Origin of the sequence: Vibrio sp. ZF 223 (assembly GCF_003050585.1) — a bacterium.
Classification (GTDB): domain Bacteria; phylum Pseudomonadota; class Gammaproteobacteria; order Enterobacterales; family Vibrionaceae; genus Vibrio; species Vibrio crassostreae.
This window is the reverse complement of sequence record NZ_PIGB01000003.1, coordinates 463,924-488,942: the sequence shown is the minus strand read 5'-3', so window position 1 is coordinate 488,942 and position 25,019 is coordinate 463,924. Positions and strand designations below refer to the sequence as shown.

The 25,019-nt window shown below is 40.6% G+C and carries 22 protein-coding genes and 5 pseudogenes; 19 read left to right on the top strand and 8 right to left on the bottom strand.

Features of this window, described 5'->3' with window-relative positions; translation table 11 throughout:
• On the bottom strand, positions 1–216 hold a 216-nt coding region (locus CWO13_RS09755), incomplete at its 3' end, for an ATP-binding cassette domain-containing protein (protein ID WP_146164377.1).
• Between the two features lie 354 nt (positions 217–570).
• On the bottom strand, positions 571–921 hold the full coding sequence (locus CWO13_RS09750) for a hypothetical protein (protein WP_065113588.1): 351 nt from the start codon (positions 919–921) through the stop codon (positions 571–573).
• A 741-nt stretch (positions 922–1,662) separates the two neighbouring features.
• Here CWO13_RS09750 and CWO13_RS09740 point away from each other — a divergent pair.
• A pseudogene (locus CWO13_RS09740) lies at positions 1,663–2,512 on the top strand (transposase).
• Here the strand turns inward: CWO13_RS09740 and CWO13_RS09735 are convergent.
• Positions 2,472–3,373 (bottom strand): annotated as a pseudogene (locus tag CWO13_RS09735) (IS5 family transposase); the annotation flags it as partial. The pseudogenes CWO13_RS09740 and CWO13_RS09735 overlap by 41 nt on opposite strands.
• A gap of 117 nt (positions 3,374–3,490) precedes the next feature.
• Here CWO13_RS09735 and CWO13_RS09730 point away from each other — a divergent pair.
• The 3 genes from CWO13_RS09730 (at position 3,491) to CWO13_RS09720 (ending at position 7,833) form a co-directional block, all read left to right on the top strand.
• The gene (locus tag CWO13_RS09730; RefSeq protein WP_065113585.1) at positions 3,491–4,438 is read left to right on the top strand and encodes an OmpA family protein; all 948 of its coding nucleotides are present in this window, start codon (positions 3,491–3,493) and stop codon (positions 4,436–4,438) included.
• A gap of 405 nt (positions 4,439–4,843) precedes the next feature.
• Positions 4,844–5,860, top strand: a complete 1,017-nt coding sequence (locus CWO13_RS09725; protein ID WP_065113584.1) for an OmpA family protein — start codon at positions 4,844–4,846, stop codon at positions 5,858–5,860.
• The gene (locus CWO13_RS09720) at positions 5,857–7,833 is read left to right on the top strand and encodes a hypothetical protein (protein ID WP_108021205.1); all 1,977 of its coding nucleotides are present in this window, start codon (positions 5,857–5,859) and stop codon (positions 7,831–7,833) included. The genes CWO13_RS09725 and CWO13_RS09720 overlap by 4 nt, the downstream gene beginning before the upstream one ends.
• Before the next feature lie 52 nt (positions 7,834–7,885).
• On the opposite strand, the pseudogene CWO13_RS09715 reads toward CWO13_RS09720, so the two are convergent.
• Positions 7,886–8,104: pseudogene (locus CWO13_RS09715) on the bottom strand (transposase); the annotation flags it as partial.
• 79 nt (positions 8,105–8,183) lie between these two features.
• Here CWO13_RS09715 and CWO13_RS09710 point away from each other — a divergent pair.
• Both CWO13_RS09710 and CWO13_RS09705 read left to right on the top strand, forming a co-directional pair.
• Positions 8,184–8,518 (top strand): annotated as a pseudogene (locus tag CWO13_RS09710) (SDR family oxidoreductase); the annotation flags it as partial.
• 681 nt (positions 8,519–9,199) lie between these two features.
• Positions 9,200–10,324: a hypothetical protein gene (locus CWO13_RS09705; protein ID WP_108021204.1), complete on the top strand. Its 1,125-nt coding sequence runs from the start codon at positions 9,200–9,202 to the stop codon at positions 10,322–10,324.
• Positions 10,325–10,686: 362 nt separating this feature from the next.
• On the opposite strand, the pseudogene CWO13_RS09700 reads toward CWO13_RS09705, so the two are convergent.
• Both CWO13_RS09700 and CWO13_RS09695 read right to left on the bottom strand, forming a co-directional pair.
• Positions 10,687–10,929: pseudogene (locus CWO13_RS09700) on the bottom strand (ATP-binding cassette domain-containing protein); the annotation flags it as partial.
• Positions 10,930–11,164: 235 nt separating this feature from the next.
• Positions 11,165–12,313 carry an iron-containing alcohol dehydrogenase gene (locus tag CWO13_RS09695; protein ID WP_108082852.1) on the bottom strand — a complete coding sequence of 383 codons (1,149 nt, stop codon included), beginning with the start codon at positions 12,311–12,313 and terminating at the stop codon, positions 11,165–11,167.
• A gap of 193 nt (positions 12,314–12,506) precedes the next feature.
• On the opposite strand from CWO13_RS09695, the gene CWO13_RS09690 reads away from it, so the two are divergent.
• From CWO13_RS09690 to CWO13_RS09645, 11 genes are all read left to right on the top strand, one after another.
• Complete coding sequence (locus CWO13_RS09690; protein WP_108082851.1) at positions 12,507–13,391, top strand: AraC family transcriptional regulator; 885 nt, start codon at positions 12,507–12,509, stop codon at positions 13,389–13,391.
• 169 nt (positions 13,392–13,560) lie between these two features.
• Positions 13,561–14,517: a hypothetical protein gene (locus CWO13_RS09685; RefSeq protein ID WP_108082850.1), complete on the top strand. Its 957-nt coding sequence runs from the start codon at positions 13,561–13,563 to the stop codon at positions 14,515–14,517.
• 619 nt (positions 14,518–15,136) lie between these two features.
• Positions 15,137–16,384: a RidA family protein gene (locus tag CWO13_RS09680; protein WP_108082849.1), complete on the top strand. Its 1,248-nt coding sequence runs from the start codon at positions 15,137–15,139 to the stop codon at positions 16,382–16,384.
• A 325-nt stretch (positions 16,385–16,709) separates the two neighbouring features.
• Positions 16,710–17,060, top strand: coding sequence for a hypothetical protein (locus tag CWO13_RS09675; protein ID WP_048660034.1), 351 nt, complete (start codon positions 16,710–16,712; stop codon positions 17,058–17,060).
• A 19-nt stretch (positions 17,061–17,079) separates the two neighbouring features.
• Positions 17,080–17,544: a GNAT family N-acetyltransferase gene (locus CWO13_RS09670; RefSeq protein WP_048660035.1), complete on the top strand. Its 465-nt coding sequence runs from the start codon at positions 17,080–17,082 to the stop codon at positions 17,542–17,544.
• Positions 17,545–17,659: 115 nt separating this feature from the next.
• Positions 17,660–18,313, top strand: coding sequence for a DJ-1/PfpI family protein (locus CWO13_RS09665; protein ID WP_017085588.1), 654 nt, complete (start codon positions 17,660–17,662; stop codon positions 18,311–18,313).
• 56 nt (positions 18,314–18,369) lie between these two features.
• Positions 18,370–18,726 (top strand): hypothetical protein, encoded by a 357-nt coding sequence (locus CWO13_RS09660; protein WP_048660037.1) that lies wholly within the window; start codon positions 18,370–18,372, stop codon positions 18,724–18,726.
• A 93-nt stretch (positions 18,727–18,819) separates the two neighbouring features.
• On the top strand, positions 18,820–18,969 hold the full coding sequence (locus tag CWO13_RS23445; RefSeq protein ID WP_165886753.1) for a hypothetical protein: 150 nt from the start codon (positions 18,820–18,822) through the stop codon (positions 18,967–18,969).
• 113 nt (positions 18,970–19,082) lie between these two features.
• Positions 19,083–19,547: an acyltransferase gene (locus tag CWO13_RS09655; protein ID WP_107898951.1), complete on the top strand. Its 465-nt coding sequence runs from the start codon at positions 19,083–19,085 to the stop codon at positions 19,545–19,547.
• Positions 19,548–19,617: 70 nt separating this feature from the next.
• Positions 19,618–20,136 (top strand): GNAT family N-acetyltransferase, encoded by a 519-nt coding sequence (locus CWO13_RS09650; RefSeq protein ID WP_107898952.1) that lies wholly within the window; start codon positions 19,618–19,620, stop codon positions 20,134–20,136.
• A 258-nt stretch (positions 20,137–20,394) separates the two neighbouring features.
• Positions 20,395–21,147, top strand: coding sequence for an alpha/beta hydrolase (locus tag CWO13_RS09645; RefSeq protein ID WP_107898953.1), 753 nt, complete (start codon positions 20,395–20,397; stop codon positions 21,145–21,147).
• Between the two features lie 164 nt (positions 21,148–21,311).
• Here CWO13_RS09645 and CWO13_RS09640 read toward each other — a convergent pair whose 3' ends face one another.
• Entirely contained in the window at positions 21,312–21,758 is a 447-nt protein-coding gene (locus tag CWO13_RS09640) for a DUF417 family protein (protein WP_004731440.1), read from the bottom strand.
• A gap of 196 nt (positions 21,759–21,954) precedes the next feature.
• On the opposite strand from CWO13_RS09640, the gene CWO13_RS09635 reads away from it, so the two are divergent.
• On the top strand, positions 21,955–22,719 hold the full coding sequence (locus CWO13_RS09635) for a PhzF family phenazine biosynthesis protein (RefSeq protein ID WP_170960780.1): 765 nt from the start codon (positions 21,955–21,957) through the stop codon (positions 22,717–22,719).
• A 112-nt stretch (positions 22,720–22,831) separates the two neighbouring features.
• A complete protein-coding gene (locus tag CWO13_RS09630; RefSeq protein ID WP_048660042.1) occupies positions 22,832–23,194 on the top strand; it encodes a RidA family protein in 363 nt (120 codons plus the stop codon).
• A gap of 128 nt (positions 23,195–23,322) precedes the next feature.
• Here the strand turns inward: CWO13_RS09630 and CWO13_RS09625 are convergent, their stop codons facing one another.
• The gene (locus tag CWO13_RS09625) at positions 23,323–24,909 is read right to left on the bottom strand and encodes a BCCT family transporter (protein WP_029405430.1); all 1,587 of its coding nucleotides are present in this window, start codon (positions 24,907–24,909) and stop codon (positions 23,323–23,325) included.
• Positions 24,910–25,019 lie beyond the last annotated feature (110 nt).

The following is a 25,019-nucleotide window of genomic DNA, read 5'->3' as shown; positions in this document are numbered from 1 at the left end:
ATCTAACACAGAAAGCTCGCCACTCTCGAAAGGTTCTAGCTGATTGATACAACGAATCAAGGTTGATTTACCTGAACCTGATGGCCCGCAAATCACCACTATCTCTCCTTGTTCAATATTTAAATCGATATCCTTTAGGGCATGAAAATCACCATACCACTTGTTAAGTGACTTAAACTTAACCATTTCCTTGAGATTGTTCAAATCGTTGTTCATACCTAGTAAAGAGACAGGTTTACCTTACCAATATAGAAATATGATTGCACATAAAATTAGGGACTTATGAGAATTTAATAGCATCTTGTAGGGCAAATAAAAAGCAGCGCCTGATTTGGACGCTGCTTGAGGATATACGCAAGGGCAAAGAATTTGGTTCAGCTTGATGCCTCAAATGTTCTTTAAGGCAATTCACCTTTGTGTTTCGATCTGTCTTTTGCTTTCTTTAAGTGTTAGCGATTTTATGAGCTCGCACGCTAATTTGTATCTAGAGGCTCGGTCTGTAGCGTTTTTGAAGTGGCATAGCTCCCCAACTACCTCCAAATTTTACTTGATGGTTTGGATTGAAAACTCCTAAAGATCAAAAGAAACATCACATACCCGTATTGCTGTTTTTTCACAAAATATAGGTGATAGTAATACAATCATTTCCGGTGCATAGGTACAAACCGTTTTAAGTGAGCCCAATTGAGCACTTTTTTTATGCTGATGCCACTCTTTAATCTTTTGATAAATCTCATGTTCAGAACTTATATCCTTTATTGAATGCTCTAATATATTGAAAGCATTTATTAACTTACCTTCCAGAACTTCATCCTGATATTTTTTAGTTTCTTTGAATATGTAAATAGAGGTTACCCACCCCGATAAGCTAAGAGCAAGCATTAAGCACATAGACACAGCGTTACTAAGTTTCGTTTTCATAAGGAGCCCCCTTTTTGACCCTAGGTTGTTGATGTCCGGCAAATTAAAATAAATTCATCTTATGATGTGAATGCCAATTCGCAAACGATCGCGTACTAGTATTTAATAACACTACACACTTTTAGAATGAAAAATTCTGTAAAAGAAGGGGATATCTCCATTAAAATTATAGGGTTTCTATTGCATATTGTGGTTAAAGACCCAACTTCAGCACTGCTGCCCTTTAGGACCCAATCGGTTACCATAGAATACATGTGATCTTCTGAAATTGAGTGCCGAAAAGCAGAATCCAAGATGTTGTAAGCATTAATTGTTTTCCCTTCAGAAACTCGCAGTTGATACATTAAAAAATTATCGTATAAGTACATAGAAGTAACCCACCCGGAAAGGCTAATGGTAGCCATTATTAATGAAAGTGAATTGCCTTTAGTATTTATGAAAAACATAACCCTGAATTACCTCTTTGTTTGATCAACTTTTATTTTCACCATCGACCTGAATTAACAATATTTTCACTTAGGCTGCAATTAAAGTAAACAATCAAACTTGAAACATAACATTCCATGCAATGGGCACGATTTTCTCACAATTGAGAAACCATCAGTGTTACATGTGTTTAATGTAAGGTTTTAAACCTAAAAATAATGCTATACCTGTGATCATTGAGTCGACTGATTTTCGGTGAAATCAGGATCATGCTAAGTAATATAAAAAATCACACTGACTTCTCAGCAAAAACACATGCGTGATTCTACCCGTGATAATCGAATATGCGATCGCATTGAAGAGGTTTTGCTTGCTTCTGAAGGTTGCAGTTGCACCGTGATTCCTTAAGTTCTTCGCATTCAGGAATCGTGGCTACTATATTCTTTTAGAAAGCTTCAGCCTGAAAATGGTGGTAGCCAAAATAAACTTTTTGTCGCTTAAACAATGCAACGTTTCACACATTTGACTGAGAAGACTTACTCTCATACTCTTCAAATTATTGCCTATCCTAAGAGGCGTTTGGCCTTAGCTAAAAGAAACCGAAAAATGTTCCACTCAAGTTTGATGAGTCGAAACGGAAAGCGTTCATTGATGCTTTTGACCTAGCGCTGTCGACGAAAATCGCGATGGTTGATACGTACAGGTTAAGATAAAGTGCTGGAAACGACAGGTGAGCACAGCCGGCTGCATATTGTTGGTGCGCTGAACCTGTCGAATATTGGTTCGATCATTGTTAGCGATTTCGAAAGTATTAGCAATGAGAGCATTGTTCGCTTTGTCTGCAAGCTCAGAGATATCTATCTATTTAACTACAACATTTATATCATTTTAGATGGAGCAGGATATCAGCGCAGTGATTTAGTCAGAGATCCGGTATTTGTTTTTTATATTGAGTTGCATCATCTCCTACTTTACAGCGCAAATCTCAATTTAACCGAGAGGCTCTGGAAGGTAATGAACGAAAAGTAATATTTACTTCAAAAATAAAAGAGACTTTAAGGAGGGCATGGGGCTTTGTTGCGTAATTGAATTTAGAGATAGAGCCAACCCGTTTCGCGTATTTCTTAATCAATACGACAAGTTTCAGGCATACCTAACCCAGTAAGCTTGTTCAACGCTTTTATCATCGCGTAAGTTTCACCCACCTGGGCATTGTAATTTCTTAAGCTCAGTTTCCCTCCTAGCAACTGTTTAACTCGATACATCGCTGTTTCTGAGAGTGAACGTTTGTGGTATCCATACCGCTCTTTCCAATACTTATTTGAGCCGTATAATTTTTGGCAACCCACAGCGAGATTTCGAGGGTGACCAGGCTGCCAGAAGGCTACCCCTTCTCTTGGGGGAATAAGCGCAATGGCTCCCTTAATCTTAATAGCAGCGTGACACGCTCTCGTGTCGTAAGCGCCATCACCAGACACCTCAAGGATACTTCGGCGTGTTTGTTTCAGTAAGTTCGGGAGTACTTCTCCATCTGTAACCGTCGATAAACTTAGCTCGGCGGCAATGATCTCATGAGTGTTTGTATCGACGGCAATATGAAGCTTTCGCCAGACTCTACGTTTACCATCCGTCCCGTGTTTTTTGACTTTCCATTCACCTTTGCCATAAACCTTAAGGCCATTAGCATCAATGGCTAGATGTTGTATCGCTCCTCTCGTTTTAGTCTTAAATGAAACCTTAATTTACTTGGCTCTACGACTGATGCAGGTGTAATGCGGACAACTTAACGGTACATGGGCTAGCCTAAATATCGAGTCGATAAATCCTTGAAGCGCTCTTAATGGCATAGAAAAAACTCGTTTGACCATGAGTGTTGTCGTGATAGCTAAATCACTGAACCGACGCGGCCTCCCGCGCTTATTCTGTTTGCTTTGCGCCCACTCGCTTATTGTTCTTCATCACTCCAAAAGGTCAGAGAACCACAGTTAAAGAGTGATTGGCTATATTGCTTCCAGTTGGTTGTTTTACAGCAATTTAACTAAAAATAAACACTTATTTGACGGGGCCACGCCAATGTTGACCTAATATTTTCACGAATCATGGAAATGTTTCATGATGTTTCATGATGTTTTAGGAGATTATAATGAAGTTACAAGCAGTGGCTATAGGCCTTATGTTATCGAGTGGTACATCTGCCGCTCAAAACATAAACGAAGACACAAAACATTTAGACGATAAATCTGGGATCTGGGTAGGTGCTAATCTTGGAGTTGGCTTTGTAGATAGTTCGGATATAGAAGATGGAGAAAACACGGCTCCAAGCACAAAGATCGAACTTGGCTATGATATTAATCGTAATTTCGGAGTATATGGAAGTTACGATTATTTGAGTAATTTAGATAATTCTGACTTGCATTTAGGCACGATTGGGATTAAAGGTAATTACTATTTTACCGATTATTTTTCAATGTTTGGGAAAATTGGCGCTACATATGTATCTGGTGAGAATAACATAAAAGATGATAACTTTAGTGGTACTGCTGGTTTAGGTTTTGAATACCAGTTAACTAACTCGGTAACGACAAAAATTGGATATGATTATTATGACCAAATAGAAAAGAAAAGTGGTCAAGACTTCCACTTAAATCAAGTGTATTGGGGGATGACATATAAATTCGGCCAACCAAGCACACCTCTTGTTCTTGAAAAAGAAAAAATAGTAGAAAAAGAGATAGTCGAAACAAAAGAGATAATCAAAACTCGAATATCGCGCACAGAATATATTTTGCCGTATCAAGTCGGTGAGGTTGAGATAAATGACTATGGGCGCTATAACTTAAATGAAGTGGCTAGAGTTATGCTTGATAATCCTAGCTTGAAAGCTAATGTTATCGGGCGTACAGATTCGCTTGGTTCCGATAAAGTTAATAAAAAGATTTCTGAGAAGAGAGCTGACAGTGTAGCTTTATTATTGATTAATCAAGGAGTTGATAGTTCACGTATAAACACATCAAGTGTTTCCAATGAACAACCTTTGAGCTCACAAGAAAATGGTCCGCTTGAGCGTTCAGTACAGGTCATTCTCAAGTAATATCTATTAACCTTTTAATTTCTTAGGCCACTACTATTATATTAATCAGTGTGGCCTTTTTTACTATTTTTATATAAACGAGGATTTTAATGCTGGTTAATTATTGCCATAAAAGGTGGGGTAATATGTAGAGCATTGAAGAACATCATAAGGATACAAAGGGTGAGAGGTGGTTTTGTAGGTTTTTAGTTGTGAATTATAAGCTCTACTTCAGTACAACCTGAAGAGTAGCTTGGTTCTTACCTAATGTGAAACTATGCTTATAACGAGCAGCATTTCAAGTGGTTTGATTCTCTCTGAATTTTTTGTTTTACGCTGGTAGCCCACGAAACCGATTGAAAAGTCTTCTTATCGACTGCATTTTTGTGGTATCTTGTAAAGAGTTTTTTTTTGAAATAAGTGATTATGAATAAGATATTGTGTTTTATTGTGGGCTTAGGTGTTGTGTTTACGGCTCATGCTGAGGGTGAAACCGTTTATGTTGGTGGTAAAGTTGGTTGGACGCACTTTTCTAATGGTTGTGAATCACACAATTTAGATTGTGATAGAGAAGCTATCGGGGCTGGTGTTTTTCTCGGTTATAAACTAAATGACTGGCTTTCAATTGAAGGTGGATATGATTATTTAGGTAAAGCGAAAGCTATTTACCCAAGTCTTGATGCTCCTTCAGTTGATGCTCCTTATAGTGCAAAATTTCAAGGTGTCGAGTTAGGGGTCAAGGCCGATTATTATTTAAATGATAGCTGGAATATATTCGGCAAAGTTGGGGGGCTTGCATGGAGGGCCGATAAGAAAGGAGAAGAATTGAATTATGATGTTCAAGAGCGAGATGAAGATTTTTCTTTGATGCTTGGCGCTGGCCTTGAGTATCGCTTAACTAAGGAGTTAAAAACACGGATAGAATATCAATGGTTTGATAACGTTGGTGGCGAGAATACAGGTGGTTCAAATATTAATTTCCTTACGGTTGGTTTGACTTATTCTTTTGGCTCAAAAGAGGAAGCTCCTGCTATTGTAGACCCTGAACCATCAGTGCATATCGTTCAAGCTGAAATAGTAACTCTTAATGAGTTGAATGGACAGGCTCTGTTTGCTTTTGATAGCGCTCAACTATCTTCTGAAATAGAAGTTAATTTCGCATCAATTTTGGAAAGACTTAAAAGTAACCCTATATCGAAATTAATCATTGTTGGGCATACCGACTCCCAAGGCTCAGAGAAATACAATGAAAGGCTATCTTTGAGACGAGCGCAAAGTGTTGCTAATTATTTTGAAAGTAATGGTATCGAAATGAGTCGAATTCAAGTCGAAGGCCGAGGTGAGACGGATCCAATTGCGGATAATAACACCTTAGAAGGCCGTTCAATAAACCGTCGCGTTGAATTAATTTCTCCCGCTTTTTCATCTGAGGTTAAACCATGAAATTAAGAGCTTTTTTTATTGTGTTATTATCAAGTTTTCTTTTTGCTTGTGGTGGAGAGAACAGCGGAGCACCGTCTCAAGGTGGTTCTAATCATCCGGTAGAAAGTTGGAATGTACCTTTAGCGCAGTCAGTGAACATTCAAGGCGACGTATTCTCTGGAAAAACAATATATGGTAATTACACATACTTTGACCCTAATTCAAATGCTCGCCCAGAAAATTCGAGTGAATTTAGATGGATAATTGATAATGTTACTCAAAGTATAACATCCGAGTCGTTTGATCTTGTTAATGAACATGTAGGAAAGGATATTGTTTTTTGTGTTACACCAATAGCCCTTGGTAACGTTAATTTTATTGGTGATGAAGTTTGTAGTTTTCCAGTAACAGTTAGTGAGCCTAGCCCCATTACTACTTCACTTGATAAAATAGGTCAGTTAATCGTGGGGGATACGGTTTCAGCTGATTATACGTGCGATAACTGTAATCGCTCACTTACAACATTTCTATGGCAAGTCGATAGGAACGAAGACAATATTTACGGTAATACTATCAATGTAAATGGCGTTACGATATCTGATTCATCATCCACTGCGGAGTCGTTAACGATAGAAAATGCTGATGTTAACAAAAAGGTTCGATTGTCCGTAGTCACATACAGCCAGAGTGGTCAATCTAGTGCACAGGAAGAATACAATATTTATTCAAGAGACTCGGTACACCAATTTTATACAGGTCGTTCAACAAATGCTGGGTTAAGAAATGATGGAGTAGCATTTTCTTGGGGTGGTTCCAGTTCAAGTGGGCTGGACTTGACCAATGTTGAGAGTGTTTCAACTTTCTATTTGTCTAATATAGTAGCGGCTAAGAAAAAAGATAACTCGGTTGTCTATTGGGGGTTCACTCCCTCTGGAACAGAATCGAATGCGTTAGGTATAGCACCTTCATTTGGTGCTGTTGCGATTTGGAAAACTAACGGCTCTGTTGTCACTTACGGTGAAGCTACCTTTGGGGGAGACATATCTGGAGTGTCGGGGCTGTTAGATAGTGGAGTTGTAGAAATAGTTAGTAACAATTATTGTTTCTCTGCTCGTAAAGACAATGGTGATGTGATTTTTTGGGGAGGTTTTTTTTGTCGTGTAGAAGGACCTGCCGAGGGCCTTGTGGCTACAGACATTCAGACACTCTATCGCACAAGTAACTCTATGTTCGCTGGCATTGACTCACAAGGGCATGTTAAAAGTTGGGGTAGTGTTGACAATGTAAACCCGCAGGTAGACTTCACCACTGTGGAAGCCGACCTGCAAGGAGGCGTCTCCCAGATTGCAGCCACTGGTAGTGCTTTCGCAGCGCGAAAATCGTCCGGAAAAGTCGTCACTTGGGGAGTTGAAAACACAGGAGGTACCACCACAATTCCTGTAGATGTAACAGCCAACCTTCAGTCTGGCGTTATATCTTTATCTGCCACTCAATCCGCCTTTGCTGCACTCAAGTCTGATGGAACTGTGGTCACTTGGGGAAATAGTACTAGGGGTGGTAACGGTGGTGTACTAACCAACATTAAGTCCGTCGTCGGTAACGACCAAGCTTTTGCTGCAATAAAAAATGATAATACTGTAGTCGCTTGGGGTGGTAATACTGGAGGCACAATCCCCGGAGATATATCTGCTCAGTTGGTAGATGTTAATGCTCTCTATGCTTCGCCTAATGGACGAAACTTCGCAGCGCTTACTAATAGTGGAAAAGTACTCGCATGGGGTGCAAATAAAGCAGAGTATGATGCTATTGCCTCTCAAGTATCTGTTGACGTAGTAGATATTAAAGCTGGCTGGTCGTCTTTTATAGCGATTAAAAAAGACGGTTCTGTAGTGGTGTGGGGCTGGAGTGCAGCTGGCGGTGATCCGACAACTCCTGATGATATAACAAATGAGTTACGCGCGGATGATGATATATTACTTGAATCTTCTCTATAATTAATGAAAAACAGAAGTGGATCCTAATGGTTGGACATATAAACTAATTTCTTAATTGATGGACCCAGCTGATATGCTCTTTGCCTAAGTGGCTATCAGAGGCAAAGAGCATAGCAGTATTGTCGAGCAGCTCTTTTTTCCAAGTGGAGATCTGGTTAGCGTACAAGTTGTACTTCTGCGTCAACTTCGCGACAGTTTTATCACCTTTAGCGGTAGTAAGTGTCACATTAGCTTTAAATTCAGGAGAGTGGTTTCTACGTTTTTTAGTCATAATCTGTTCCCGTCACTCTGGCTACTATCAAAACAGAACAGTCACTTAAAGTAATGTCCGAAAATTTGGGGCTACTTCTGCGGAGAAAATGAAACAGCAAGGCTACGGGGAAATATATAACTTTGGCTCTACTGCTGGTTTGGCGCCAGTCCCTAAGGTTGCAGAATATTCAGCGACGAAAGCTGCAATTGTTAGTTATAGCCAATCGCTTTATCACGAACTTCTTCCTTTTGCAGAAAGGTTTACTGTTTATGCCCTAGCGTTGTAGATACCGATATGACTAATGATGAACGTATTGATAATTAATTTAAAATTGAAACACAAGACCTAGCAAAAGCACTTAAATTTATTCGAAGTCTATCTCCAGGAGTTGCTATAAGCAAACTATCCATAAGGTGTCGCATCATAGACCTATTAGAGATAGGCATAACGCTTTTTATACGGGTGATTAGCCGTATTTTGTGGATAGATAATGCGGTATTTCTTTTGAGGCTTGCTGAGTTCGGATAACTTTTAATAGGGAAAACGTACGCCACCTGAATTGTGTAGATTATTTAGTCTAATGAATAAAGGGGCATAAAGTGTTTAGAGCAGAGCACCACTAGCACGTGAACACCAAGCGACTTTGTAGTCGTCCAACTACATAACCATGATTTCTTAGTCATCAAAAAACTTCTTAAACACAGGCGCTATAGCCTTACTAATGATCTCGAAGCTTCGTCCATTACCCTGACCGATTTCAAAAGCTTCATGCTCTGGTTTTCAGATACCACTGAGCAAATCCCACTCGTAACATTCCTCTTCAAGCGCTTTCATGACTGAAAGGACAGCGAAGCTGCTGCGTGATATGAAGCAAATACATCTGGTTCTAATCTTGTCGGGTCATATTTATATACAGATATAGATGGTGATTTAGAAGGTATATCATTATTTAAGTGGAAACTAGACGGAGTTGACGTTGGTGGTGTTTCTATAAATAGTTATACTCCATCCGTTACTGATGAGGGAAAAACGATTAGTTTTTGTGTTACACCTGTAGCGAGTACTGGTGAACCAAAAATAGGGCTTGAAGCTTGTTATAATGCGGGTATTATCTTGCCTCCTTTGGGGTTCCCTCCCTCAGCAACGGTTTCAATTAATAATAACTCAAATTCTCCAGTCGCTGGTTTTAGATTACCTGCTACATATACTTATATTCCAGGTATAGATGGACTTGCTCAAGGTAGCTCTATTGTTACATGGAGCGTTGATGGTGTTGATTCTGGTGTTACTTGTTACCCATTTGCAATTCCTTGTAATTATACAATCAAAGATAATGATGCAGGGAAAGTAATACAATATTGTGTTACACCAGTGAATGTTAATGGTGCGAGTGGTAGCAAAGTATGTGAAGATATCGTTGGAACATCTATTAAATATAGTGGTAACTTTAATCTATTTGAGAATATTAATGTTAGTTTGCAAGGGTACTCTAATAATATCAAAACGAGTTGGGGAGTCACATCAAGTTTTGGTATTCAGGACCCACAAAGTACAGGGTTAACATATAAAATAGAATATTTAGATAAGCTTGGGTTCACACTTTTAGCTAATGATCTTGTTAGTCAGGATATTGAATTTTGTGTTGAAGATCTTGATAAAAGCTACAATAAGTATTGTCGTCGAGTGTCTGATGATTCATCAAGTCAATATCTAACTGTTAGCGACGGTACTTTTGTTGGGGGTGGGATTGTGAACCGCTATAACACACCGAAAGGCATTGCCCCTGCGACAGTTTATCAAGATATGACAACAGGTCTTAAATTCATGAGACCATTAACACCGGAAGAATCTGAATTTGTCGGTGTAATTGCTGATAGTACAGTTGGGGAGAATAACGTTACCATTGCTCATTACTCTTTAGCTAACGCAAGACAATTATGTTCTTTACTACCAGTTGATGGCGGGGGGTGGCGTTTACCAACATTTGATGAATTACGTAACTTTAATACTAACTTATCAACGTATAATAACCTAGTTGTTGGTAGTTTAAATCCCGCTGGTTTATCTTCACCTAACTATGAATTAGGTTGGAGGGGGCTACGTTCACCATGGAGTGGTATTGGGTATGCATTACGAGCATCTGATGGGAGATTGTATAATACTCAACCTTCCACTGAGGGAGAGGTGTCCATTGTAGGTCAAGATACTAAATTTTTTGCAGTCACTTGTGTTAAATAGTACATAGCAGTCGAATATAAAAGGTGACCGCGCAATTGGTCACCTTTTGTTTATTTATCAGGTAGAAAGTAAATGAAATTATCGTTGTTCTAAAGGATACGAACGGTAGCTTCACATACCATAAACACGTAATGCATCACGATAAATACTTAATAGCTCACCGTCTGTGTGTTGTGATTTCTTAAGCTTATTACTCCCTCTAATAACCGTGAAACTTTATACATTGCCGTTAAGCGTTTGTTGTAACTATAACGCTTTATCTCAAATACTTATTTTAGCTATATAGTTTCAGGTAACTACCATGAGATCTTGGGATCACCAAGCTCCCAGAAGGCTGTGCTCTTTTGGTTGGATGAACGTGACGTGCTGAACTTGCTCGGAAGTGCTTGCTCTAGCACAGAAAGCTCGCCACTCTCGAAAGGTTCTAGCTGATTGATACAACGAATCAAGGTTGATTTACCTGAACCTGATGGCCCGCAAATCACCACTATCTCTCCTTGTTCAATATTTAAATCGATATCCTTTAGGGCATGAAAATCACCATACCACTTGTTAAGTGACTTAAACTTAACCATTTCCTTGAGATTGTTCAAATCGTTGTTCATACCTAGTAAAGAGACAGGTTTACCTTACCAATATAGAAATCTGAATGCACATAAAATTAAGGACTTATGAGAATTTAATAGCATCTTGTAGGGCAAATAAAAAAGCAGCGCCTGATTTGGACGCTGCTTGAGGATATACGCAAAGACAAAGAATTTGGTTCAGTTTCACGGAATAAATTTTTAGATTATGGTGATTTTCTTTAGAACCTTGTTTTCCTTGCTCTAATTTTGACCGCTATTGAATCGCAGACTCTAGAATCTCGCGTGTTTTCTGAGGCGTGATTGCTTTGTTCTCGCCAAGCTCTAGGTAACCGTGTGATTCAAGTTGCGCGACAACACTATCAATCGCAGTTGCTTTGTTTGTTTCGTAACCGTCGAACATCGTTGGAACGTCTAGGCTGTGGTAGAAGGCTTCGATTGCAGCAATAGTGCGCTCTGCTAAATCAGTACCCGCTTCTAGGCCAAATACGTTACGACCCATTTGCTCTAGCTTGCCACGCTTCGCTTCGATTTGGTTACGAAGTAGTGAAGGTTGAACAATCGCAAGAGAACGCGCGTGGTCTACGTGCCATAGTGCTGTGAACTCATGGCCAATCATGTGTGTTGCCCAATCTTGAGGAACGCCAGTACCAATCAGACCGTTAAGCGCTTGGTTTGCAGTCCACATTAGGTTTGCACGCCATGCGTCGTTGTCACGCTCGTCGTATTGCTTACCCAGTACAAGTAGGTTCTTAAGCAGTGTTTCTGCGTAACCGTCTTGAACCATCGCGTCTGTTGGCATTGTGATGTATTGCTCACATACGTGAACCCATGCATCAACTAGACCGTTGATCAGTTGGCGCTCTGGCAGAGACTTCATTACGTCTGGGTCCATAACCGCAAATTTAGGCTGTACCGCAGGGTTCATGAATGCCAGTTTTTCTTGAGTTGCTTTACGAGTGATTACTGCACCCATGTTAGATTCAGACCCTGTAGCAGGAAGCGTCAGTACTGCACCAATAGGAGTTGCTTCAGTTACTTGGTGTTTGCCCGCTAGGATATCCCAACCGTCGCCGTCGTATTTAGCCGCTGCAGCAACGTACTTAGAACCGTCGATTACCGAACCACCGCCAACAGCGATAATGAATTCTACGTTTTCTTCTTTAACAAGAGCGACGGCTTTATCTAGCGTCTCTTTCGTTGGGTTAGCTTCGACACCAGCGAACTCAATCCAAGCGTGATCCTTTAGAGAAGCGACAACTTGGTCGTAAACACCGTTGCTTTTGATTGAACCGCCACCGTAGATGACTAGTACTTTCTTCGAAGTATCAACCGCTTGGCTGATAGCGTTGATTTGGCCTTGGCCGAAGTGGATAACTGTAGGGTTAACATAAGTGAATTGCATTAGAGATTCCTTGTGTAAAGCTCAATTTGTTATTTTATTTGATTGCTCAATTTCTATATTTGCATATTAGTACAGTAATCTAGGGTGATGAAGAGCTGATCCTCCAAAAAAATTGCCTATTTCTACAAAATTGATATTCTTTCTCTGCTTTAGCTTACTTACTCTTAGCACTTGGAATGGAAAGTCGCCACTTATGAAAACACTCGCGCAGTTGTTACAGTCTTATGTAGAACACAAAGATTGGGATGATCTCGAAGGGATCAGAGAAACTGAAATTGGCGGTGTGTGGTTGTATAGAAGCAGCGGTGGCAATCAGCGTCAGCCTTTTACTTACCAATCTGGCATCATAATGCTGGGGCAAGGTAAAAAGAACATCTATATTGGCGAACGCCCAGTAACTTACGCAGCAGGTGATTACCTTGTAGTAGGTGTGCCAATGCCGTTGGAGTGTGAGGCCTTGCCTGTTAATGGCGAACCATTGCTTGGTTTATCTATCAACATTGACTCTCAACGTTTGCACAGCTTGGTAAAAAAGTTAGAAGACCAAGGCTTTCTTGAGAGCTACTGCAATAAGCACAAACAGAATTCTAGCGGCTTAGAGTCCACGCCGATGGAAGAGCAAATGCTAGAAAGTTTTACTCGATTGGTGAAAATGCTGCATTGCGACATCGAAGCCAACATATTGGGTGATGCCATGGTCAGCGAAATTGTTTATCGCGCACTAACCGGTTCAGAAGGGCGTGTGCTATTCGATCTCGCCCATCACGACGGCCATTACGCACGTGTTGCCAAAGCACTGTCTAAAGTACATGAAGAGTATGACCAAACCATTACCGTTCAATCGCTAGCCGATGAAGCGAACATGAGTGTGTCTGCTTTCCATAATGCTTTCCGTAACGTCACCTTTGAATCGCCACTGCAATACTTGAAGAAGGTAAGGCTCAACAAAGCCAAAGAACTGATCCAGTTAGAAGGCCTACGAATCAGCGACGCCGCGCGCCGAGTCGGCTACTCCAGTCCATCCCAATTCAGCCGCGAGTTTAAGCGCCACTTCAATACTACCCCTAGAGCCGTTTAGCTTTTACTCAATATCTATGTTCCGAAACGTGCGGTATTTCATGACGTGTAGATTCCTAATGTCTAGCATGTAAGGTGATATACAAAACTATGAGATTAATCTCCTTTAAATTCTTGAATTTTGGAGAATAAACCGTATATACAGTATGGAAATATCAAAAGGTGAATCCATGCAATTAACCCATTCAACGAAGCTTCAATTACATTATTACCTTGAGAATAGCTCTCATAGTATGGATGCTCTCGCTCGTAATCGATGTGAAGCAGAAATTATAGCAATTGTCCAAGAGGTGGCTAAAGCTCTCAATACTCATATCGTAATTGAAGCAGAAGCACGCAAAGAGGGTGGGCTGAGAGATATATTTACGTTTGTGAATGCAAATGTCGCTGTTATATCAGTTGTTGTAAGCGTGGTAGGTATTGTCGTGTCTCGTATTCCTAGCTCAGATCCAGAGCTTGAACATTTACAGAAAGAAGATCTTAAACTCAGCATATTAGAACGCAAGGCTCGCCTAGCTAAGTTGAAAATGGAAATTGATGAAGACAACTTATCTCGGGATACCATTGAAAAGGTAGCTGAGTTAGTTGATAGCAATTACAAAGTTGTTTCCCGTAAGTCTAATTTCTATAAGCAATTAAACAATACACCTAAAGTTACTCAGGTAGGAATAAATGGCTTAGATCAAGATGGTGAGGAAGCTTTCAAGGAAGTGATGGTTGAACGTACAGACTTCAAGCGCTTTATCTTGCATTCCAATGCATTACCCGTGCAAGTTGAAGAAGATGCGATAGTTGAGATTATTTCACCGGTACTGCGTAATGGAAGACACAAATGGAAAGGCATTTACGAAGGCGAAAGCATTAGCTTTTCTATGAATGACAAAGACTTTAAAAAGGATGTTCTATCTGAACAAATTAGTTTCACTCATGGTGCTGCAATAAAATGTGTTCTACATATACACAGAAAATTAGATGAAGTGGGTGAGGTTGTGATTACTGGTTACTCAGTGGACACTGTAATCGAGAATGGCCAAGACGATGCTTTTAACGAGACTTTACAAGGTAAGAAATATCGCCACCAAAAGGCCTTAGTAGGCGCTCAGCAAGAGTTGTTCGCTAGTAATTAGCAGAGCTTTGTAAACACAATGGCGTCGATCGTTCACTTTTGACGCCATCTTCATTTTAGAAAGCACCACTTCTCAGTATCACAACCACCTTTCTCTGCTGTTACCCTAGGCTTCTCAATTGTTTAATTATATGAGGATATGTATCTAATAATGGGTGTTGTTAGACTATTGGTATTTTAGTATCGAACATATTATTAACGTACTTGTATAAAATAGACTTTTTAAAATAATTAGTTAAATTGCTTAAGAGTTTATGCAGGATATTTTAGTGGTAGTTCAATGGTTCTGATAATAAGGCTGTTTTATTGTGAACAACCTATCAAACTGCATTTAAATTTCGTAATTTACGTATCACACTACTTGAGAGAGTATTCAAGATTATTGAATAGTTTAAAAATTAAAGATAATTTATCAGTTGATAAAGCCAAATGTGACGGATATTTAGTCGTGTGATGACTAATTATTCTATAACTTGCTGATTTATAGTCAACTGAGAGTCTGATGGATATCACGTTTACCCTAAAATAATTCACTTAACATGGCGCTACTTTAATCATTCTTTCCAATACGATTGTTCAATATAAATACGTATTCCTATATTATTAAAAGGATAATTCCGATGAGTAGCGATATCATTAAAATTTCAAGAAATACTGAAAATGCACCAATTAATTCTGTATCTACACAAACGGTCGCTTTTTCTCATTATAATAACTTTTCAGCTCAATTACCTGTTGACCCTAAAACAGGTGAAGTCGTAATCGGTAATATTAAAGACCAAGCAGCACAATGCTTAAATAATATTAAAGCCATTGTTGAAAGCATCGACCATGTTATGGATGATGTGGTGAAGATTAATGTTTTCGTTAAGAATATTTCTGATATTGAAGCTATCGATGAAGTTTACAAAAGCTTCTTTAACAACAGCCTGCCTACACGTACCGTTGTGGGTGTAGCTGCACTGCCAAACAGCGATGCGCTAGTGCAAATGGATGCTCTGATTTCTAACGGCGAAGGCACTAAACCACAAGCACCTTGCGCACTAGTTAAGGTATCAAGAAATACAGATAATGCACCTCAGAGTGCTGTATCGACGCAGACAGCGGCTTTTTCTCACTACAACAATCTTTCGGCTCAATTGCCTATCGATGTAAATACAGGTGAGTTGGTTTCAGGTGGTATCACAGAGCAAACGACACAATGTTTAGCAAACATTAAAACGATTCTAGAGAGCATCGGTCATGTCATGAATGACGTGGTTAAAACCACTATTTACCTAAAAGATATCGAAGATGCAGAAAAGGTAAACGAAGCTTGTACTAAGTTCTTCCCAAGTTATGTTCCAGCGCGAACGGTTGTGCAGGCATCTGAATTACCAATGGGCGCTTTAGTTCAAATCGATACGTCGGTCTCGCATGGCGATGGCACACCGCCACAACTGCCAGAAGACACTCGCTTACTGGTTATTGAAGCAAATAATACGGTTGAAGCACCTTTTATGCATTATTCGCACACCGTTGCTTTCTCTCACTACAATCATATTTCAGGTCAACTGCCTGTAGATCCGAAAACCAATGAAGTGGTTGCTGGTGGTATAAAAGAGCAAACTGAACAATGTCTTAAGAATATTAAGGCGATCATTGAAAGTGTTGACCACAGCATGGACGATACGGTGAAAATTAATATTCAGCTTAAAGATGTTTCAGATATTGATGCGGTGAACGAAATCTACACTACGTTCTTTAATGCTGATTTACCGGCAAGAACGGTGGTTGGGGTTTCAGAGATTCCTATGAACGCTTTAATTCAAATTGATGCCGTCGTTTCTAACTGCGAAGGTACACCTCCACAAGACATTGTTGCTTAAACATCGTTACACACATCGATAACAGCGTTGAAATTTCGGCTCTATTTCCTAACTTGGAATTAGAGCTGATTCAGTTTGAAGGCCTGCGATTAAGCGACAGTGTATACCGAATCAATGACTCTAATTCATCACAAGTTGGGCGCGAATGTAAGCGCCACCTCAATACATCCCCACGAGCGGTGTAATGCTTCCTATCAGCAATAAAGGTTGTTAAACATGCGGCACTTCATATAGTGCAATCTTGCGCATAATTTTTGATTGACCGAGAAATCTAAATTTTATAAATACCTGTTATTGAGGTACTAAGATTCTGGAGGAGGTTCATTTGCTCGATTTGTTAAAAAAAGTGGTGCTTATCAATTTGATGGCTGCAATGGTCGTTTATGTGCTGTCGCAGTTTTTTCCTTTCTTTGCTTCTACTCGACTCGTCGACTTCTTATTTTTTGTCGTTATTGTCATTTGGATATTGGCAAAACTTCTGTGGGAGGGAGGCGTTCATAGCAAAACAACGCGCTTAGATGATCCTATTACAGACAAAGTCTACAAAATGGTCGACGGGCACGATTTTGCTAAAGACCAACAAGAACACTATCGAATGAATTATCAAACGGGCTTAGTGTTATTCATTGCTGGCTTACCGGCGTTTATTGCGTGCTTTGTTCTGCAATTCTTTTAAGTACGGGTAAGAGGCAGTAATGGAAGAATATTTAGAGCTGGACTTGATGACATTAGAGTCAATTTCAAAAGAAGCGGGCTTTCCAATAGATAGAGATGTGTATTTAGCATCGCGCACTCAATCAATGGAACAAGGACTGCTTGTCGAATATCGGCGACAGAATAAGCTAATTGGCTACACAACGTTGAGTGATTTAGGGGATGGAAAGTGGTTTGTCCCTATGTTTGTGGTACACCCAGACTATAGAAGTAAAGCCGCTTTTCTTGCTTTATTTCGTGGCATTGTAAATATACTGAAAGAGCGCGATTCAAGGGTATTAGTAAGCAATGTTTTACGCCTAAATGAACTGTCGGTGCAGTTTCATAAGCGATTAGGGTTTGAAATAACACGTGAGAATCACTTAGGTTATGAATTTACACTAGCGTTGACTCCTGAAGTAAAAAGAAAATGGGCTAACTTCGTCGCTGTTACCTTGGGGTCATAAATAATTGTGGATCGAGTTTGACCTCAAGTGTGTGGTGGTTAATATCACCTTTCTATCAAACGCATCACTATTAACGCTTCTTATCTTTCGAGAGTAATCAGCAAGGGCATGAATTATGTACAAAGTCGGAATCGTATTATTTGATGACTTCACCGATGTAGACTTCTTCTTGATGTATGACTTACTAGGAAGAACGACAGACTCTTGGGAGGTTAAGGTTCTCGGAACCAAGCTCGAGCATCGCTCACATTTGGGTATGACCGTGAAAACCGATGGTCATTTGAGTGAAGTTGCGCAGCAAGACGTTGTGCTGATCACAAGTGGTTATCGTGGTATTCCGGCTGCATTGAGAGAACCAGAGTTCATGAACTCATTACAGTTGGATCCGAGCGAGCAGTTAATCGGGTCGATTTGCGCGGGATCTTTTGTGTTGCACGAACTCGGTTTACTTAAAGGCAAGAGGTTAACAACAAACCCGCATGCAAAACCAACATTAGAAGCGATGGGTGGAGATGTTCAAGATCTACCTCTAGTCATCGAAGGCAACATTGCTACAGCTGGTGGGTGCCTTTCTCTGGTCTACTTAATTGGTTGGGTGGCCGAGCGGTTATTTGATTCTAACAAACGTAGGGCGATACAAAATCAGCTCATCCCTGCAGGGCAGCTAGAGCTCTTCGAAGAGCTTATCTCTAGAACCATCCAGTCTGCAGAGGCTGATAACTTACACAACAAGTCATTCAAAGCTGAGCTTACAGACGCGGTGAGTTAAATCATCGTCATGGTATTTTTACAAAAAGCGTTTAACGAGAGAAAGAAAACCAGTTTATGCAATTTCGAATTATTTTACTGTTGTGCCTAGCCCTGATGGGTTGTTCATCCAAACCAGAGTTAGCTCCTGACCCAACAACTGTCACTCTTTTTTATGGTAATACGTCGATCTCTGCGGGTGTCTTAGAAGATAAAACATTTAGTTCAGTGCTCGCTGATAGGGCTGAAAGCGTGACTTTTTCAGGGGCAATACGTAAGCAAGATCCTGGCTACTTCGTCGATATACTCGTGATTCGAGAAAAGAAAGAGCCGCGTTCAACACGACAACTAAACGCCTCGCTTGTTATGAAGCCCGGAGAGTTAGTGGATGTTGGTGGTGTGAATAACGATGTCTTCAGAGTCATTATTGAGTAGCAAGACAAACATGCCGATTAATTTGAATTTTCACTTTACTTCAACCTAACTTTAAGTCTTAAGCTTCTTTTACTCATTTAAAAGGAGCTTATTATGCAAAATAACTACGTAAAAGAACTTGCTGTCAAAACTTACCAAGAAGAACTTCAGAAAGAGTACGTAAAATCTAAAGCTCGCCCATTTCATGCCCCAAGTTTTATCGGAGGCATACTGTTGTCAGTCGTGTTGGTTGGCTTGTTTTAACTTAAGCAGGATCTTTGATCCACTGCCAACTCTCAACATCTCTATTTGATGCGTTTTAATGCTTACGGCACAATCGCTTATGTTGAATTATGATGCCAATGTCGAGAGGAAGTATGGCAAGTCCTAGAGTTTTAAAGGCGCAGATTACTGATATTACGTGTGGCGAAAATGTCACTATCATCGAACCAAGCAACGTTTATGGCTGTGAGCTTAAAGATGATGTGTTCGTTGGCCCTTTTGTTGAGATTCAAAAGAACTCGGTTATCGGTGACAGAAGTAAGATTCAGTCTCATACCTTTATTTGTGAGTATGTGACGATCGGAAGTGACTGCTTCGTAGGCCACGGCGTGATGTTCGCGAATGACTTGTTCAAAGAGGGCAAGCCAGATCAAAACCCAGACAGTTGGGGACGAACTGTTATCGCAAATAACGTTACCATCGGCTCCAATGCGACAGTGTTGTCTGTCAGGATTTGCGAAGGGGTGGTAATCGGCGCGGGCAGTGTAGTGACCAAAGACATTACCGAGAAAGGTATCTATGCAGGCAACCCGGCTAAGAAGTTAAGAGACCTACCTTAAATTCAGAATAGAAGCCGCGTTATATGAATCATAAGGTGCAGCTTTTTAGATAAGCGCCAGAGTATTGATTATGGATGTATTTTTACACTTACTTCAGCCAAGCGATGTTCGTGCTTTATTGGAGTTTGAAGTCGAAAATAGAGAGTGGTTTGAGCAATTTGTCCCAGCTCGGGAAGACAGTTTCTATTCTTATGCGGGCGTTGCTGAGCAAGTCACGAGTTTTCTAACAGAGTATGGCAATGGCGAGATGATTCCTATGTTGATCAAAGACGCTAATGGCACTATTTGTGGGCGAATCAACGTTCGTGATATCGACCAGAACGCTGAAAGTGGAGAACTAGGTTATCGAGTAGGTCACGCATTTGGTTCTAAAGGTATTGCGTCCAATTCGGTGAGGAAGTTACTTATCTACTTGGCCGAGAATTCTTCCCTTAAATATGTTGATGCCTATGCGCTAGTGGGTAATGTTGGCTCAAATAAAATTTTATCCAATACGGGCTTTGAGTTAGTTGAGCGCGTTGAAAGTTACGCCGTGTTCAAAGGGCAAAATCAAAACGCCAATTATTATCGTAAAGCGTTATCTGCTTAAGTGAATACTATCAATGCCGATCCTATCCTCATATAAGGAATTACTTGGTTTATCGTTGTGCGTATCTAACTTCTAACTGAGTCTTCTTTGATACTCAAAGTTTAGTGCTCACTTATCGCTCTAACTTGTTAATTCTACGTGATTTATTCATATCTCTCTTGTTATGCATATCAGTGTGACTAATATTAGCCAGATTCTAACAAGATAGACTCGATCGTTAACCTGTCTATCTTTTTTGTATGTATTACATGGTGTTATATGAAGTATTTAATAGGTGTTTGCTTAGGTGCCTTATCTCTGTCTGCGGTAGCGCAGTCAATGGTCATTGTTGATTCAACAAGAGATCGCTCTATACCTCTAGAGGTCGTTTTACCTCAAAATTCTGACAGTTGTACAACGACAGAACAGTGCAATGTGGCTTTTATAAGTGCTGGTAATCGAGTTCCATTTACCAAATATGGTTTTGTTGGAGAAATGCTCAACGATAGGGGTTACATGACCATTTATGTCGATCACGAACTACCAAGTGATCCTCCTTTATCGAAGACTGGTGACTTGTATAAAACACGAATTGAGAATTGGACGCGAGGGGCACAAACTCTCAACGTACTTCAACATGAGCTAGCGAGTCGTTTCCCTACTTATGATTTTGACAAGTTAACCTTGGTCGGGCATTCGAATGGTGGCGATATTTCTACATGGTTGAGTAACGAAAATAAAAGTTATGTTTCTCAGTTAATTACGCTCGACCATAAACGAGTCACTTTACCTAAAAGTGAAAATATCCGAGTGCTTTCCATTCGAGCAACTGAATACCCTACTAAGGAGGGTGTACTGCCGACTGAATCAGAGCAAAAGCAATATGGTAGTTGTGTTGTTGAGATTCCAGACTCTAAACATATGGATTTAAGTGATTATGGCTCTAATCTCGCCAAGCAAAGTACGAATGACATTATTATTGGCTTTTTGGATGGCTTAGCGTGCGAAGAGTTGAGAGTAAAAGTTGAGTAGAAACATCTAAACCATTAGTGCGTGATAACTGTACTCGGAGTAGACGACCTTATCGATTATCGCCTTATACATTAGAAGCTGGCAGCGTCCTTCTAGCCAGCTTCGAGTCTTTTTATTTCAAGGTTTAAGGTTACTTCTAGTTACGGCCACTTATACATTTACGGTTACTTCTGAGGTTTGTTACGTTCGATTACGCTAATCGCGATCGCCAAAAATAGAATATCTTTCACTAGGAAGAAGTTAGTGACTAAGATGCCATCCGATACTTTCCAAGCGTTTGGCGTTGTAATTAAGAAGCTGAGTGTCACAACAAAGATAGCCGCTGCAGCAATGCCTGAATAGAAAGCAATTGTCGGTTTCTTAAATCCAACGATCAGTCCAATCGCGACAATGATCTCCGCGCCACCTACCATGTTAGACACCGCTTGTACTGAGAACAGATTATAAAGCCAGTTCATTGCAGGATGATTTGCGATTAGCGGTTCAATGAGCATCGCTTCGGTTGGCGTAAACTTGTAAATACCAATCCAAGCGAGCACTAATGCTACGCCAATCACACCAAGGTTATATCCCACATTACTCTGTTTTAAATCATAGGTTTGAACATGCATAAAAGTACTCCATTTAATAAAATCCCTGAATATGACCGCACTAGTGCAAAATTAATTTCGCTGTGAGAGTATTACTTTTCTATATGATTCATAATGCTTGGCACTTCTGGTGTTCTCTATGCTAATGATTTGTGTAAAGAAAAAGAGACTAGAGCTTTGAATGAGAGCTTTAGATGACAGAATAAGGAGATAGGTTATCAAAGCGTTTATATATGATGTATTTGGTGGGGAGTCAGCGAAAGGTAACCCTTGTGGGGTCGTAGAACTTGGCCAATGGTTAGCCGACTCGGAATTACTAGAAGTAACGCATCAACTCGCACTGCCAATCACAGCTTTCGTCGTGAAATCAGGGAATGCTTTCGATATTCGTTGGTTTGCCTTAGATGGTGAGATAAACCTTTGTGGTCATGGTAGTTTGGCTGCAGGCACTAGTTTGATCGAAAAGTATAAGCTCAATGAGATTACACTAAATAGTGATTATGGACAGGTCGTGATTTATAGAAAAGAAGGCTTGTCTCAAATAGAACTGCCAAGCTGGAAGGGTAAACCCTACTCGCAGTTAAGCGATGTTCCTATTGATTTAGCGGCTTTAAATCAATCTGTTGTCGAAGCTTTTTCTACAAGAGATTTAGTGCTGATTTTGGATTCAGAGGAAGCCGTAAAGAATTTTTCGCCTGACTTTGAATTATATAAACAAATTAAAGATCTGCATGCGGTGATGGTGACAGCCAAAAGTTCAGATGACAGTTATGTTCTGCGCTATTTTGCGCCGAAAATCGGTATTTCGGAGGATTTAGCAACAGGTTCGGCACAATGTTCACTGGCTCCATATTGGTTTGATAAGCTAGGAAAAGACAAACTTTCAGTTCGTCAGCTTTCAAGCTATGGCGGTTGTTTTGAAGTTGAGAGGAAGACAGACTCTTCAATTGTGGTGTCGGCACGAGTTGAGCGCCGTCCATAACAGAATGGTTATCTCACTCGAGAGGTAGAGCTTTCTAATTTATGTTTTCAATATTAGGAATTTGGATTAGATTACGCTGAAGTAAATCCTAATTATAAGAAGAGAATCGCACGTGAAAATCCATAGAATTAACCCGACCAAGCGTTGGTCAGATGTAACCGTATTTAATGGCATCGCAAGCTTTGTTGAAGTACCAGAGACGGATACATCGGCAGGAATTAAGAGCCAGGTTCAGCAAATTTTTGATCAAGCTGAAGAAATGATGAGCTTGGTCGACAGCGATAAATCTCGCGTATTGTCGGTGACAATTTACCTAACAAATTTCGCGAACTTCGATGCACTGAACGAAGTGTGGGATTCATGGTTCCCTGAAGGTAGCGCACCAAGCCGAGCGTGTGTAAAAGCTGAACTGGCAAACCCAGAGCTATTGGTTGAGATGTCGTTTATGGTTGCTGCGGGTGAAAAGTTTCAATAAGCCGAACTATCGGTAGAAATAAGCTTCGTCAATACAAGTAACGAACAGATAAAACAAAGCCACTCAGGTGAATCACTTGAGTGGCTTTTTCGTTTTAAAGGCTAACCGAGACTAAATCGGATTAGGAATTAAGCGATGCCTTGATCTCTTGCCATCTGCTTCGCGATCTTCGGTGCGTGCCATAAACACGGCAGCAAGATAAACGATACAGGAACGGCTGTGATCACAATAAATGACTGTAGAGCAGAGATGCCGCCAGAGCCCATCGAGATAAGTGCAATAGCTACGGCACCCATGATGATACCCCAGAAGGTACGTACTGCTGCATTCGGCTCTGTTGTGCCCGTCATTACTACACTGATTGTGTAAGTCATTGAGTCACCTGTCGTCACGATAAACGTGGTCGTCAGGATAAGGAACAGAATCGCAATCAGAGTAGGGAACGGCAGTTGCGCAGTAATTGCTAGAAGAACTGCTGGAAGGTTGAACCCTTCGAACGCGCTAGAAATCACACCTGGGTTCTCTAATTCAAACGCTAAACCACTACCACCAACGATGCTGAACCAGAAACACGTTACAAGCGGTGCAACGATGCTGATAGATACGATCATTTGGCGAATAGTGCGGCCACGAGAGATGCGAGCAATGAAGATAGCCATCATTGGACCGTAACCTAAGAACCACCCCCAGAAGAACACAGTCCAGCCACCTAGCCATGCTGTATCTTGGCGGTAAAGCGCCATTGGGATGAAGTTATCAATCATTTCACCCATGCCTTGTAGGTAACCGTCAACGATGAAGCTTGTTGGGCCTACTAGAAGGATGTAGCCGATTAGACACACAGACAAGATGATGTTGTAACGGCTAACCAGTTGGATGCCTTTGTTCACGCCACTTAATGCAGACAATGTGTACATAGCGATAGCAAAGATAATAACGACACTTTGAGTTGCAAAGCTGTCTGAAATACCAAACAGTTCGCTCAATGCGTAGCTGATTTGTAGACCAAGGAAACCGATAGGGCCGATAGTACCTGCGGCTACAGCAACAATGCTGCATGCGTCTACTACGTTACCCACCCAGCTGTTGATTGCCTTGTCGCCAAGTAGAGGGTAAAGAAGAGTGCGAGGTTTAAGAGGAAGGCCTTTGTCGTAATGCAGATGCATTAACACGATAGAAGACAAGCCACCTAAGATTGCCCATGCAAGGAAACCCCAATGCATGAAAGATTGTGATAGAGCGTTAAACGCCATCGCTTGTGGATCAGCGTTGCCATAAAGTGGCGGAGCCGAAACAAAGTGAGCAATAGGTTCTGCCGCTGCCCAGAACACACCGCCGCCAGCTAGCAGCGTACATAGGACGATAGACATCCATTTGAAGGTGGTCATTTCAGGTAGGGCAAGCGTTCCTAAGCGAACGTGGCCGGTGCGACCTAGTGCAAGCACTAAACCGATAATGAAGTTGAGAAGTAGTAGGACTTGCCAGAAAGCACCGAACCACTTAGTTGAGTAACTGAAGCCGATGTTAACAAGTTCGGACAACACGGAGGTGTTGGTAAAAGCGAGGATGACAAAGAGGGTTAAAAAACTGCCACTAAGCCAAAAGACTGGGTTTCCGAGTTCCAGTTTTTCACCCAGAGATTGAGCTTTATTGAAATCGATAGAAGTAGATTCTGCGTTGATGTTTTCGTTGGCGACTTGCGTCAAGTTGGACATTATTTCTTCGCTATATTTGGCTCTTTCAAGCCTATGTATTTCTCCCACACTTGCATGGAAATGTGAGGTTCGTCAAAAAAGCCGCCGATACTAACACATTTGTTATCAAA

Excerpts from the sequence above, each read along its gene's own strand:
- CWO13_RS09750 (WP_065113588.1), bottom strand. The coding sequence starts at position 921 with ATGAAAACGAAACTTAGTAACGCTGTGTCTATGTGCTTAATGCTTGCT.
- CWO13_RS09730 (WP_065113585.1), top strand. The coding sequence starts at position 3,491 with ATGAAGTTACAAGCAGTGGCTATAGGCCTTATGTTATCGAGTGGTACA.
- CWO13_RS09725 (WP_065113584.1), top strand. The coding sequence starts at position 4,844 with ATGAATAAGATATTGTGTTTTATTGTGGGCTTAGGTGTTGTGTTTACG.
- CWO13_RS09720 (WP_108021205.1), top strand. The coding sequence starts at position 5,857 with ATGAAATTAAGAGCTTTTTTTATTGTGTTATTATCAAGTTTTCTTTTT.
- CWO13_RS09695 (WP_108082852.1), bottom strand. The coding sequence starts at position 12,313 with ATGCAATTCACTTATGTTAACCCTACAGTTATCCACTTCGGCCAAGGC.
- CWO13_RS09690 (WP_108082851.1), top strand. The coding sequence starts at position 12,507 with ATGAAAACACTCGCGCAGTTGTTACAGTCTTATGTAGAACACAAAGAT.
- CWO13_RS09685 (WP_108082850.1), top strand. The coding sequence starts at position 13,561 with ATGCAATTAACCCATTCAACGAAGCTTCAATTACATTATTACCTTGAG.
- CWO13_RS09680 (WP_108082849.1), top strand. The coding sequence starts at position 15,137 with ATGAGTAGCGATATCATTAAAATTTCAAGAAATACTGAAAATGCACCA.
- CWO13_RS09670 (WP_048660035.1), top strand. The coding sequence starts at position 17,080 with ATGGAAGAATATTTAGAGCTGGACTTGATGACATTAGAGTCAATTTCA.
- CWO13_RS09665 (WP_017085588.1), top strand. The coding sequence starts at position 17,660 with ATGTACAAAGTCGGAATCGTATTATTTGATGACTTCACCGATGTAGAC.
- CWO13_RS09660 (WP_048660037.1), top strand. The coding sequence starts at position 18,370 with ATGCAATTTCGAATTATTTTACTGTTGTGCCTAGCCCTGATGGGTTGT.
- CWO13_RS23445 (WP_165886753.1), top strand. The coding sequence starts at position 18,820 with ATGCAAAATAACTACGTAAAAGAACTTGCTGTCAAAACTTACCAAGAA.
- CWO13_RS09655 (WP_107898951.1), top strand. The coding sequence starts at position 19,083 with ATGGCAAGTCCTAGAGTTTTAAAGGCGCAGATTACTGATATTACGTGT.
- CWO13_RS09650 (WP_107898952.1), top strand. The coding sequence starts at position 19,618 with ATGGATGTATTTTTACACTTACTTCAGCCAAGCGATGTTCGTGCTTTA.
- CWO13_RS09645 (WP_107898953.1), top strand. The coding sequence starts at position 20,395 with ATGAAGTATTTAATAGGTGTTTGCTTAGGTGCCTTATCTCTGTCTGCG.
- CWO13_RS09640 (WP_004731440.1), bottom strand. The coding sequence starts at position 21,758 with ATGCATGTTCAAACCTATGATTTAAAACAGAGTAATGTGGGATATAAC.
- CWO13_RS09625 (WP_029405430.1), bottom strand. The coding sequence starts at position 24,909 with ATGTCCAACTTGACGCAAGTCGCCAACGAAAACATCAACGCAGAATCT.